The sequence below is a fragment of the Pseudomonas sp. GM49 genome (assembly GCF_000282355.1).
GTDB lineage: Bacteria > Pseudomonadota > Gammaproteobacteria > Pseudomonadales > Pseudomonadaceae > Aquipseudomonas.
In genome coordinates, this window is sequence record NZ_AKJL01000308.1 from 1 (window position 1) to 11,767 (window position 11,767).

General features: G+C 61.9%; 10 protein-coding genes. 4 read left to right on the top strand and 6 right to left on the bottom strand.

The annotated features are described in order from the left end of the window. Window positions 1–261 precede the first annotated feature (261 nt). Window positions 262–990: a class II aldolase and adducin N-terminal domain-containing protein gene (locus PMI29_RS02180; protein ID WP_008003794.1), complete on the top strand. Its 729-nt coding sequence runs from the start codon at window positions 262–264 to the stop codon at window positions 988–990. 1 nt (window position 991) lies between these two features. Here PMI29_RS02180 and PMI29_RS02175 read toward each other — a convergent pair whose 3' ends face one another. The 5 genes from PMI29_RS02175 to PMI29_RS02155 all read right to left on the bottom strand — a co-directional run bounded on the left by PMI29_RS02175 (window position 992) and on the right by PMI29_RS02155 (window position 7,292). After that, complete coding sequence (locus PMI29_RS02175; protein ID WP_008003796.1) at window positions 992–2,056, bottom strand: GlxA family transcriptional regulator; 1,065 nt, start codon at window positions 2,054–2,056, stop codon at window positions 992–994. Between the two features lie 9 nt (window positions 2,057–2,065). Then, window positions 2,066–3,727: a choline dehydrogenase gene (locus PMI29_RS02170; protein WP_008003798.1), complete on the bottom strand. Its 1,662-nt coding sequence runs from the start codon at window positions 3,725–3,727 to the stop codon at window positions 2,066–2,068. 153 nt (window positions 3,728–3,880) lie between these two features. Beyond that, window positions 3,881–5,050, bottom strand: a complete 1,170-nt coding sequence (locus PMI29_RS02165) for an aromatic ring-hydroxylating oxygenase subunit alpha (protein ID WP_008003800.1) — start codon at window positions 5,048–5,050, stop codon at window positions 3,881–3,883. Window positions 5,051–5,331: 281 nt separating this feature from the next. Continuing rightward, window positions 5,332–6,513, bottom strand: a complete 1,182-nt coding sequence (locus PMI29_RS02160; protein ID WP_008003802.1) for an acetyl-CoA C-acyltransferase family protein — start codon at window positions 6,511–6,513, stop codon at window positions 5,332–5,334. After that, window positions 6,510–7,292: an enoyl-CoA hydratase-related protein gene (locus PMI29_RS02155; RefSeq protein WP_008003804.1), complete on the bottom strand. Its 783-nt coding sequence runs from the start codon at window positions 7,290–7,292 to the stop codon at window positions 6,510–6,512. Before PMI29_RS02155 ends, PMI29_RS02160 begins: the two co-directional genes overlap by 4 nt. A 215-nt stretch (window positions 7,293–7,507) precedes the next feature. Here PMI29_RS02155 and PMI29_RS02150 point away from each other — a divergent pair, with 215 nt between their 5' ends. From PMI29_RS02150 to PMI29_RS02140, 3 genes are read left to right on the top strand one after another with little or no spacing between them, the layout of a single operon-like run. Next, window positions 7,508–8,614: a polyamine ABC transporter substrate-binding protein gene (locus PMI29_RS02150; protein ID WP_008003806.1), complete on the top strand. Its 1,107-nt coding sequence runs from the start codon at window positions 7,508–7,510 to the stop codon at window positions 8,612–8,614. A 39-nt stretch (window positions 8,615–8,653) separates the two neighbouring features. Further along, a complete protein-coding gene (locus tag PMI29_RS02145; RefSeq protein WP_008003808.1) occupies window positions 8,654–10,072 on the top strand; it encodes an aminotransferase in 1,419 nt (472 codons plus the stop codon). Then, window positions 10,069–10,977: a helix-turn-helix transcriptional regulator gene (locus PMI29_RS02140; protein WP_008003810.1), complete on the top strand. Its 909-nt coding sequence runs from the start codon at window positions 10,069–10,071 to the stop codon at window positions 10,975–10,977. The genes PMI29_RS02145 and PMI29_RS02140 overlap by 4 nt, the downstream gene beginning before the upstream one ends. A gap of 137 nt (window positions 10,978–11,114) precedes the next feature. Here PMI29_RS02140 and PMI29_RS02135 read toward each other — a convergent pair. Then, a partial coding sequence (locus PMI29_RS02135; RefSeq protein ID WP_008003813.1) for a MaoC/PaaZ C-terminal domain-containing protein occupies window positions 11,115–11,767 on the bottom strand: 653 nt, incomplete at its 5' end.

Consider the following 11,767-nt stretch of genomic DNA (forward strand, 5'->3'; position numbering starts at 1 on the left):
AGTGTCCAAAATCATTAGGCCAGTTCAGCTTGCTCGCGATAGCGGTGTATCAGGCACCACTATCGTCGACTGAATGGCCGTCATCGCGAGCAAGCTCGCTCCCACAGGGGATCCCGGCGCCGCCACCAACTCGTCCTTGCCTTCCCGGCTGCTCACCCTGACGAGCTGGCGGATAACGGCAATCGGTGTCGTTTCCCGTCAAGTACGTGCAAGGCGTCGCTCTACACTGCCAGGCAAACGATCAGAATCCGGGAGCCGGGGATGAATCAATCTGTTGAACAATTGCGAATCCGACTGGCCTGTGCGTTCCGCTGGGCGGCGCGGCTGAATCTGCACGAGTCCATTGCCAACCACTTCAGCGTTGCGGTGTCGGGGGGCGGCCGGGAGTTTTTGATCAACCCTTACGGCTCGCATTTCTCGCGGATCAAGGCCAGCGACTTGCTGCTGCTCAACGCCGATGAGCCCGCCAGCCTCGATCGCCCGGACGCGCCGGACATCACCGCCTGGGCGCTGCACAGCGCCTTGCATCGCAACCAGCCGAATGCCCGTTGCATCCTGCATACCCATTCAAAATATGCGACGGCGCTGGCCTGTCTGGCGGACTCGCGACTGCCGCCGATCGAGCAAAACTGCATGCGCTTTTTCGAACGCGTAGTGATCGATGAGGGCTTTGACGGCATGGGATTAGGCGACGAGGCCGAACGGGTCAGCCACCTGCTGGGCGACAAGCCGATTCTGTTGATGGGCAACCATGGCGTACTGGTGGCGGCGCCGAGCATTGCCCAGGCGTTTGACGATCTGTATTACTTCGAGCGTGCCTGCGAGACTTACATCACCGCGCTTTCGACCGGCCGTGAACTGCGCATCGCCAGCGACGAAATCGCCCGCAAGACCTGCCGGCAATGGCTCGACTATCCGGGCTTTGCCGACAAGCATTTCAATGCGTTGATGGGCATTCTCGATGAGGAAGAACCGGGTTATCGCCTGTGAGTCAGTCTGCCTCGAGCGGCCGGTGTTCCTTGCGCAACGGCTGGCGCATCACCGGCGCGGTCCAGACCTGGCTGCGGTCTTCGCTGGGTGGGCAGCCGAAGCGGGCACGATAGGTGCGGGAGAAATGCTCCAGTGAACCGAACCCGGAACAGGCCGCCACTTGCGCGACGCTCAGGCGCGTCTGTTGCAGCAGACTGTGGGCCTTGGCCAGGCGCAAGGTGATGTAGTACTTGAGCGGCGACAGGCCGGTCTGATGCTTGAATTGCCGCTCCAGTTGCCGTCGCGACAGGCCGACCTGAGCGGCAATCGCTTCGCAATCGAGTGGTTCTTCCAGGGCTTGCTCCATCAACCCGATGGCACGGCGAATCTTGCTACCGTACAGCCCGGTGCTGGTCAGTCCGCCATCGAGTTGATGGTCGGCCGGTGCGCGCACGTGCCCCATCAGCAGGTGCATGCCGATTTCCCGGGCCAGCTCGCTGTCGAGGCTCTGGCCGATCCAGCCCAGCAGCATGTCGAGGGTGCTGGTGGCGCCGGCGCACGTCATGCGCTGGCGTTCCAGAGTGTAGAGCTGTGGTTTGGCGTGGACCCGTGGATAACTCTCCTGAAATCCTTGCAGATTGTCCCAATGCACGGCGGCTGCGTAACCGTCGAGCACGCCGGCCGCCGCCAGCAGTTCAGTACCGGTTTCCACGCCCATCAGCACGGCGCCGAACAACGCCTGCTTGCGCAGCCAGCTCTTGAGCGCCAGATTGCGACTGTGTTTGTGCACATCGAAACTGGCAATCACCAGGCACACATCAAAGCCCTGGTCAGCCTTCAATCCGTCATTGGCGACGGTGGTCAGGCCGTTGCTGGCCTGCACCGGCTGGCCGTCCAGGGACAGCAGCGACCACTCGAACAAGGGGCGTTGAGTCAGCCAGTTGGCAATGGCCAACGGTTCCAGCACCGCAGCCAGGCCGAAGTTGGAAAACGATGGCATCAACAACACCGCGACCCGCAGCGGCGTGACCTCGCCGCGCCGCCAGGTGAAGGGTGCCTCTGTGCTATTGGACGACTGATTGCTCATGAGTGAACTCTATCGTTGTTGCGTCTGCCACTGTGGATGAATCCACACCGGTGCCTCGGCGGCGGGTAGCGCCGGCAAGCGGCGAATCAGGTCGCTGGCCTTTTCCGCAATCATCACCGTCGGCGCATTGGTGTTGCCACTGACGATCACCGGCATGATCGACGCGTCCACCACTCGTAAACCGTCGAGGCCATGCACCCGCAATTGCGCATCGACCACGGCTTCGGCATCGCCCGCCGGGCCCATCTTGCAGGTGCCGCTGGCATGGTAGCCGGTTTCCGTGACCTGCCTGGCCCAGGCGTCCAGTGCTGCATCACTTTGCGCTTGCGGGCCGGGCACCAGTTCTTCGCCCCGGAAAGCGGCCATGGCCGGTTGTGCGATGATCTCGCGCACCAGCCGCGCACCGGCACGCATGTCGGCTCGATCCTGCTCGGTTTTCAGGTAATTGAACAGGATGCGCGGCGGCTGCCTGGGGTCGGCGCTGTTGAGTGTGACGCTACCCAGGCTGGTGGGGCGCATCAGGTCGATATGGATCTGGAACGCATGGCCCGGTACCAGATCGACGCTGCCGGGTTTGACCGCCAAGGGCATGAAGGTCAGTTGCAGGTCGGGATGTTCAATCCCGGCCCGGGAGCGGATGAACGCCCCGGCTTCGAAGTGGTTGCTCGCCGCCAGGCCGTCGTGAGTGGCGAACCAGCGTGCGCCGATCCACCACTTGCCCGGCGCGGTGGTCCACGGGTAGAGCGACACCGGCTGCTTGCAGCGGTATTGCACCACGGTGTCCGGGTGATCGTTGAGGCGGCGGCCAACACCGGGCAAATCATGTTTGACCGTGATCCCCAGATCCCGCAGTTCCGCTGCCGGGCCGACTCCAGATAGCAGCAACAGTTGCGGCGAGTTGATCGCCCCGGCGGTCAGTAATACTTCGCGCCGGGCAAAGGCCTGGCGGATCTCGCCGTTGTGCTCGAACTCAATGCCGACGGCGCGTTTGCCGTCGAACAGAATGCGCAAAGCCAGGGCATCAGTGCGCACCTGCACATTGCCGCGGGCCAACGCTTCACGCAGATAGCCACGGGCAGTGCTCCAGCGTCGTCCGTCGCGGGTGGTGCGGTCCACAGGGCCAAAGGCTTCCTGACGATACCCGTTCAGATCATCGCTCAGGCCATACCCGGCTTCGGCACCGGCCGCCAGAAACGCAGCACACAACGGCGTCGTTGTATCGCCCGGGGTGACGTGCAGATGGCCTGCCGCGCCGCGGTAATCGTCCGCGCCATCGGCATGGGTTTGCGCACGCTTGAAATACGGCAGCACATCCTGATAACGCCAGCCGTCGCAGCCCTGTTCGGCCCAGCCGTCGTAGTCCCGGGCATGGCCACGGATGTAGACCATGCCATTGATCGAGGACGAACCGCCCAGCGTGCGGCCTCGCGGTGTGCCGATCCGGCGACCGTCCAGATACGGCTCCGGTTCGGAGCTGTAGCTCCAGTTGTAGCGCGTGCCGCCAACCACCAGGCCCACGGCGGACGGCATGTCGATGGTCCAGCTCTGGTCCGCCGGGCCGGCCTCCAGCAACAGAACCCGCACCGACGGGTCTTCGCCCAGGCGATTGGCCAATACGCAGCCAGCGGACCCTGCGCCCACTATCAGGTAATCAAACGCATGGTTGGTCATGGTTAGGGGCTCCCTTATAAGCTGCATTAAAAAGAACAACACAAAACCCTGTGGGAGCGGGCTTGCCCGCGATGAGGCCGTGTCAGCCGACATAAGTGTTGTCTGATACACCGTCATCGCGGGCAAGCCCGCTCCCACAGGTACTGTGTTGGCTCAGGAAGGAGAGGTGCCATGAATCCCGTTGAATACCAACCGATGAAAGTGATGCACCAGATGCTCGCTTTCATTGCTGCGCTGGGCATCGATCATGTAGCGGCCCTGGTCGTAACCGAGCGAATGCAGGCCTTTCTGCACCGAGATGTTCAGGGCGATGTCCTCCGGCCCCAGATCCTCGTTCATCCACTTCATGCACGACGTACTCACCGCCGCAGTCTCGGCATTGCTGGAGTAGTAACCGAAGCGCAGCAGCGAGCGCTCGGCGTCCAGCGGAATCATGATGAATGAGCCCAGGAACTCCGAGAACGGGAAGGTGTAGAAGGTATTGTTCGGCCACATGCCGATGTTGAAGAAGCACTCGTCCGGGTTGAGGTCCTTGCGCAGCGGCACGCCGTAGGCTTCGGTCACCGAGAGGTTGGCCGGGGCGATGTAGGTCCACCAGTTGTCGCGTTTGCTCAATTGGTAGCCCTTGAAGTCAATCAGTTTGGCCAGGTCGATGTGGCAAGGCCCCGACAGCTTGAAGTGATAACCCTCGATGGAGTTGTCCATGATCACCTTCCAGTTGGCCGGTACGATCACGTCTTGCTCTTCGATCAGGCGCATGTCGGCCAGGTCCGGAAACACCCGGCGCATTTCCTCGTCCGCCCCGGGGAACAAATCCCGCAGGGACGGCGCAGCCGGGTCGAGGTTGAAGTAAATGAAGCCGCCCAATTCTTCGGTGCGAATCTGCGGGATGTTGAACTGCTGCAACTCGAAGTTCTTCATCTTCTCGCAGCGGGGTGCGCTGCGCAGGCTGCCGTCCATTTCGTAGCACCACGAGTGATAGGCGCAACGCACCACGCCACTGGTGGTGCCGCGCCGTTCTTCGAGCAGGCGATTGCCGCGATGCTGGCAAACATTGTGGAAGGCGTGGATCTGGCCCTGACGGTTTTTCGCCACCACTACGCTCTGGTCGAACAGATCCGTGACCACGTACTGACCCGGCTCGGCGAACTCACTGACGTGCCCGGCCACGTGCCAGGCGTGCATGAAAATGTTGTCGCGCTCGGCCTTGAACAGGGTTTCGTCATAGAAGTAACGCGAGGGCAGGGTGAAGGCCTCTTCCGGGTCCTGATGGTCCCAGCCATCGATCGGGCTCTGCTGCTTACGGTTCTGGAAACTGTGCATGGGGCGATCTCCTCAGTGACTGGCCGCGCGGTACGGCTTCGTGTTCTGGGAGCTAATCTAGGGGGCGGGGCGGGGGCGGTATTGATCGATTGCGACCAGTTACGCGGGGAAATCATCAAGTGCCGGTCGCTCCTGTGGGGGCGTTACACGGTCAAATGTGGCGAGGGAGCTTGCTCCCGTTGGGTTGCGCAGCGACCCCGGCTCTTGAAAAGCAGGGCCTGCTGCGCAGTCCAGCGGGAGCAAGCTCCCTCGCCACAGGTTTTTCAGCGATTGTTCGGGGCTTAGACGCGTTCGAAAATCACCGCAATCCCCTGACCACCACCAATGCACATGGTCACCAGCGCGTAACGGCCACCGGTGCGATGCAGTTCGTGGATGGCCTTGGTGGCGATGATCGCGCCGGTTGCGCCCACCGGGTGGCCCAGGGCGATGCCCGAACCGTTCGGGTTGACCTTGGCCGGGTCGAGGTCCAGTTCCTGGCTGACGGCGCAGGCCTGGGCGGCGAAGGCGATGTTGGCTTCGATCACGTCCAGGTCGGCGACGGTCAGGCCGGCGCGCTTGAGTGCCAGGCGGGTGGCCGGGATCGGGCCCAGGCCCATGAATTCCGGTTCGACGCCGGCGTGGGCGTAGCTGACCAGGCGGGCGAGTGGTTTCAGGTTATTGGCCTGGACCGCGTTACCGGTGGCCATGACCAGTGCGGCGGCACCGTCGTTGAGGCCCGAGGCGTTGCCGGCGGTGACCGAACCGTCCTTCTTGAACGCAGGCTTCATTGCAGCCAGTTGTTCCAGGGACGTGGCGCGAGGGTGCTCGTCGACGCTGAACAGTTTGACGCCTTTGCGATCCTGGATTTCCACGGTCGCGATCTGCTCGCTGAAGTAGCCGTTGGCAATCGCATGGGCCGCGCGTTGCTGGTCTTCCAGGGCCAGGGCGTCCTGCATTTCGCGGGTGATGCCGTTGCGTGCGGCGACGTTCTCGGCGGTGATGCCCATGTGGATGCCATGGAACGGGTCATGCAGGATGCCGAGCATGTAGTCGATGACCTGGGCGTTGCCCATGCGCGAACCCCAACGGGCGGCTGGCATCAGGTACGGGCCACGGCTCATGGATTCGGCACCGGCACCGACGACGATGTCGGCATCGCCGAGCATCAGGGTCTGGGCAGCGTTGATGATGGCTTGCAGGCCGGAACCGCAGAGGCGGTTGACGTTGTAGGCCGGGGTTTCCTTCGGAATGCCGGCGTTCATTGCCGCGACGCGAGAGATGTAGGCGTCGCGGGTTTCGGTCGGGATCACGTTGCCCATCACCAGATGGCCAACGAGCGCCGGGTCCACGGCGGCCCGTTGCAGGGCGGCTTTCACGGCCGTGGTCGCGAGGTCGGCCAGTGGCACGTCCTTGAGCGAGCCGCCGAACGTACCAATGGCGGTACGGGCGGCGCTGACGACGTAGATTTCCGGAGTGTTCATGGCTGGTTTCCTTTCGGTGGATTCTTATCTGTACTGCGATTGAGCAGGGCGTTCAAGGCGGATTTCGCCTCGTCGGTATTCAGGCGCTGGATGAACAGCGTGTTTTCTTCGCGCAGGGTGGCTTCCAGTTCCGGCAACGTCGCCTGTTTCATCAGTTGACGGGATTGGCGCAAGGCCTCCTGGGGCATCGCCAAAAAGCGCTGGGCGATTTTTGTGGCCGCAGCCAGGCATTGCTCGCCGTCATCGAAAGCTTCGTTGGCCAGGCCCCAGGCCACCGCTTCGTTGCCATCCAGGCCGTTGCCCAACAGCAGCAGGCTCGCGGCGCGGGCATGGCCGAGCCGGCGTGGCAGCAACAGGCTGGCGCCGAATTCGGGGCACAGGCCGATGTTGACGAACGGCATGCGCAGCTTGGCGTTGCGGGTCACCAGCACCTGATCGAAATGCAACAGCAATGTGGTGCCAATGCCGATGGCCGCCCCACAGACTGCCGCGATCAGCGGCTTTTGCAGGCGCGTGACGACTTTCATCAGGCGGAACGCCGGGGCGTCCAGGTGCGTCGGCGGATGCTGGAGGAAATCCACCAGGTCGTTGCCGCTGGTAAAGCAGGCCGGGCCGCCGGTGAGGATGATCACGCCGGTCTGCGCGTCTTCGTCGGCGGCCAGCAACAGGTCGGCCAGTTGCGTGTACATGGCGTTGTTCAGCGCGTTGAGCTTGTCCGGGCGGTCGATGGTCAGCGTCAACACGCCGTCGCGTTGCTCGTGTTTGATCAGGTCGGTCATCGCAGGCTCCGCAGGGTCGGTTCAGGCTGCCACTTTAAGCGCCGGACAAACCCCGGATCTATGGCAAAACGGGTCAACTGCGCTGCCGCTTTTTGCCATGCCGGTGCGCCAAAAGCGACACACACCCATTCGGGGTATGGCTGCGCCCGGCGAATCCGCCAATAGTGGGGGCATCCGCTCATCCAGAGCCGAACTCGCTATAAGGTGCATTTGCTATGGGCAAGACGCTGCTTAAGGTGATTTCCAGTCTGTTTGTTGTACCACTGACTTTGAATGCCTACGCCGCTCAAGTGGACGACAGCAATACGCTGCGGCTGTACAACTGGGCGGATTACATCGGTGAAAAAACCGTGGCCGACTTCGAAAAGGCCAGCGGCATCAAAGTCATTTACGACACCTTCGATGCCTACGAAACGGTGCAGGCCAAATTGCTCACCGGCCACTCCGGTTATGACTTGATCGTGTTGAACGCCTCCCTCGCGCCACCGTTGATCAAGGCCAAGGTGTTCCAGCCGCTGGATAAAAAGTTGCTGCCGGGCTGGAGCAACCTGGACCCGAAAGTCTTGCAGGACCTGCAGGGGTTTGATCCGGGCACCACCTACTCTGCGCCCTACACCTGGGGCAGCAATGGCGTCACGTACAACGTCGACAAGATCAAGGAACGCATGCCGGACGCGCCGATCGGTTCGCTGGCGATGATCTTCGATCCGAAGATCGTCTCGCGTTTCGCCGACTGCGGTGTGACCCTGCTCGATGCCCCGACCGAAGTCATTCCCATGGCCTTGAAGTACCTGGGACGTGACCCGAACAGCGCCGCCCCCGCAGATCTGAAGGCCGCCCAGGACTTGCTGCTGTCCGTGCGGCCGTACATCCGCAAATTCGACTCGGTCAATTACCTGACCAGCCTGCCCAACGGTGACGTGTGCATGGCCATGACCTGGTCCGGCGACTACGCCACGGCCATGGCCCGCGCTGCAGAAGCCAAGAAAAAGATCGACCTGGCCTACTTCATCCCCAAGGAAGGCTCGCTGATCTGGTTTGACAACATGTACATCCCGGCCGACGCGCCCCACGTCGCCAATGCCCACAAGTTTCTTGAATACCTGATGCAGCCGCAGGTGATGGCGGACGTGAGCGACTTCATCAACTACGCCAACAGCAACGCGGCGGCCACGCCGTTGTTGAGCGCCGATGTGCGCAACAACCCGGCGATCTACCCGGACGCGCAAACCCGCGAGCGCCTGTTCCCGCAGAAGACCCAGGATGCCAAGGACATGCGGGCGATCACCCGGGTCTGGAGCACCGTGAAAAGCGGCATCTGATTTGTTCGATCGTTAGTCAACCCGGTTAGAGGTTTATTTATGGCGACGCCAACACGCACCGTTTTTTCCCCAGCGGACGAGTCCCGGCTGGTCAAGGCCGACAAGGCTCACCATATGCACGGCTATCACGTGTTCGACGAACACGCCGAACAAGGCTCGTTGAACATCGTCGCAGGCGATGGCGCCTACATCTACGACACCCAGGGCAACCGCTTTCTCGATGCGGTGGGCGGCATGTGGTGCACCAACATCGGTTTGGGCCGTGAGGAAATGGCCGAGGCCATCGCCGATCAGGTGCGGCAACTGGCCTATTCCAATCCGTTTTCCGACATGTCGAACAACGTCGCCATCCAGCTGTGCGAAAAGCTCGCCAGCCTGGCCCCCGGCGACCTCGACCATGTGTTCCTGACCACCGGTGGCTCCACCGCCGTGGACACCGCGTACCGGCTGATCCAGTACTACCAGAACTGCCGTGGCAAACCGGAGAAGAAGCACGTCATCGCCCGGTTCAACGCCTATCACGGCTCCACCACCCTGACCATGTCGATCGGCAACAAGGCCGCCGACCGGGTGCCGGAGTTTGACTACGCCAACCCGCTGATCCACCACGTGTCCAACCCGAATCCATACCGCGCACCCGATGGCATGGACGAGGCGCAGTTTCTCGAGTTTCTGGTCAAGGAATTCGAAGACAAGATCCTCGCCATCGGCGCGGACAAGGTCGCCGGGTTTTTCGCCGAACCGATCATGGGCTCGGGCGGGGTGATCATTCCGCCACAGGGCTACCTCAAGCGCATGTGGGACGTCTGCCAGCGCTACGACATCCTGTTCGTCGCCGACGAAGTGGTGACCTCGTTCGGGCGCCTGGGCAAGTTCTTTGCCTCCCGGGATGTGTTCGATGTGCAGCCCGACATCATTACCACCGCCAAAGGCCTGACCTCGGCCTACCTGCCGCTGGGCGCGTGCATCTTTTCTGACCGTATCTGGAAAGTCATCGCCGAGCCGGGCAAGGGCCGCTGCTTCACCCACGGCTTCACCTACAGCGGCCACCCGGTGTGCTGCACGGCGGCGCTGAAGAACATCGAAATCATCGAGCGGGAAAACCTGCTGGCCCATGTCGACACGGTGGGGGCTTATCTGGAAGAGCGCCTGGCCACCCTGCGGGACTTGCCGCTGGTGGGGGATGTGCGCTGCCAGAAACTCATGGCCTGCGTGGAGTTCGTCGCCGATAAACGCACCAAGGCGCTGTTCCCCGACGAGATCAACATCGGCGAGAAGATCCACGTGCGGGCTCAGGCCCGTGGCTTGCTGGTGCGGCCGATCATGCACCTTAACGTGATGTCACCGCCGTTGATCCTGACGGTTGTCCAGGTCGATGAAATCGTCGAGACCCTGCGCGCGTGCATTCTGGAAGTGGCGGCGGAGCTTCAGGCCAGCGGCCAATATGACGGCCAATGAATTCGCCATACAGGCTTTTACCAAGGGCCAGCGCACCCGCTAGACTGCGGGGCATGAGCAAACCAGACGACGATACGCTGATCGCGATGCCCTTCGGGGCGTTGCACAAATGGCATGGGGGAATGCGCGAGGCATTCGCCCATGTCGATGAGCCTGACGCCTTGCAATACCTGGCGTCAGCGTTGGCGCAACTGGTGTCCGTCGAGTCGATGATGATCAGCCTCGAGCGCAAGGACCGCGCACCACAGCTGCTGCATCAGCGCGGGATTGCGCAGGAGTATCAGGTCTCGATTCTGGAGCGCTATTTTGCCGGGGGCTATTTGCTCGACCCGTTCTGCCTGGCGGTGGAGCAGGGGTTGGCGCAAGGGTTCTATCACCTGGAGGAAATTGCCCCGGACAACTTCTTCGACAGTGACTACTACAAATCCTATTACCTGAAGGCGGGCTGTTCGGAAGACAGCTACTACATCGTCGATACCGGCAACGACACGAAGATTTCCGTCAGCCTCTATCAGGGTTTCGGCGGAGAATGTCTAAGCGACGAACAGTTGAACCTGCTGCGAGCCGTCGAACCATTGGTGCGTGAATTCATCAGCGAATTCAGCCAGCGTGGACTGCTGCGCAGTTCCGGGATTGAGCGTGATAACGAGCAAGGCATGCGCGATGATCTCAAGCATCGCGTGCAGGCGGCGTTCGAAAACTTCGGTTGTGAATTGCTCACCGAGCGCGAGCGGCAAGTGGCGCACATGGTGTTGCGCGGGCATTCGGTGAAGTCCACGGCCAGCCAGATGAGCATCTCGCCGGAAACCGTGCGCATGCACCGCAAGAACCTGTACCTGAAACTGCAGGTGGGTTCGCAGTCGGAGTTGTTTGCGTTGTTTATCGAGTGGTTGCGCAAGCACTAACCAAATTTTTTGGCCTACCGATACCCCTGTAGGAGCGAGCTTGCTCGCGAAGAACCTGAGAACAACGCGTTCATCCAGAAAGCGCGTGCCATCATTCACGTCCATCGCGAGCGAGCTCGCTCCTACAGGTTGTCACGTCAGTCTTCGCGTTTTACGACCAAGGTCAGAATGTCATAACTGGCCACCAGCTCACCCAACTGGTTGGTGACCTCCACATCCCACGCCACCACGCCTTGCGGAATCCCTTGCGGGCTCTTCTTGCCCTGGTCGATCTTGCGTTTGCAGGTCAGGCGCGCCTGGATGGTGTCGCCGATGCCCACCGGGTTGATGAAGCGCAGGGTGTCCAGGCCGTAGTTGGCCAGCACCGGGCCGACGCCGGGGGATACGAACAACCCGGCCGCTGCCGACAGTACGAAATAACCGTGGGCGATGCGCTTGCCGAACTGCGATTCCTTGGCCGCGATCTCGTCGAAGTGCATGTAGAAGTGGTCGCCCGACAGGCAGCCGAAGTTCACCAGGTCCGCTTCGGTGACGGTGCGGCGGTGAGTCAGCAGCGATTCGCCGATCTGCAGGTCCTGGAAATGGCGACGGAACGGGTGCACGTCAGTTTCGATGACCTTGGCGCCACGCACGTATTCGCCGGTGACCGCCGCCAGCATGGTTGGCGAACCTTGCACCGCAGCACGTTGCAGGTAGTGCTTCACCGCACGCAACCCACCGAGTTCTTCACCGCCACCCGCACGACCCGGGCCGCCGTGCTTGAGTTGTGGCAGCGGCGAGCCATGGCCGG

Coding starts and splice junctions, on each gene's coding strand:
- PMI29_RS02180 (WP_008003794.1), top strand. CDS start 262: ATGAATCAATCTGTTGAACAATTGCGAATCCGACTGGCCTGTGCGTTC.
- PMI29_RS02175 (WP_008003796.1), bottom strand. CDS start 2,056: ATGAGCAATCAGTCGTCCAATAGCACAGAGGCACCCTTCACCTGGCGG.
- PMI29_RS02170 (WP_008003798.1), bottom strand. CDS start 3,727: ATGACCAACCATGCGTTTGATTACCTGATAGTGGGCGCAGGGTCCGCT.
- PMI29_RS02165 (WP_008003800.1), bottom strand. CDS start 5,050: ATGCACAGTTTCCAGAACCGTAAGCAGCAGAGCCCGATCGATGGCTGG.
- PMI29_RS02160 (WP_008003802.1), bottom strand. CDS start 6,513: ATGAACACTCCGGAAATCTACGTCGTCAGCGCCGCCCGTACCGCCATT.
- PMI29_RS02155 (WP_008003804.1), bottom strand. CDS start 7,292: ATGACCGACCTGATCAAACACGAGCAACGCGACGGCGTGTTGACGCTG.
- PMI29_RS02150 (WP_008003806.1), top strand. CDS start 7,508: ATGGGCAAGACGCTGCTTAAGGTGATTTCCAGTCTGTTTGTTGTACCA.
- PMI29_RS02145 (WP_008003808.1), top strand. CDS start 8,654: ATGGCGACGCCAACACGCACCGTTTTTTCCCCAGCGGACGAGTCCCGG.
- PMI29_RS02140 (WP_008003810.1), top strand. CDS start 10,069: ATGAATTCGCCATACAGGCTTTTACCAAGGGCCAGCGCACCCGCTAGA.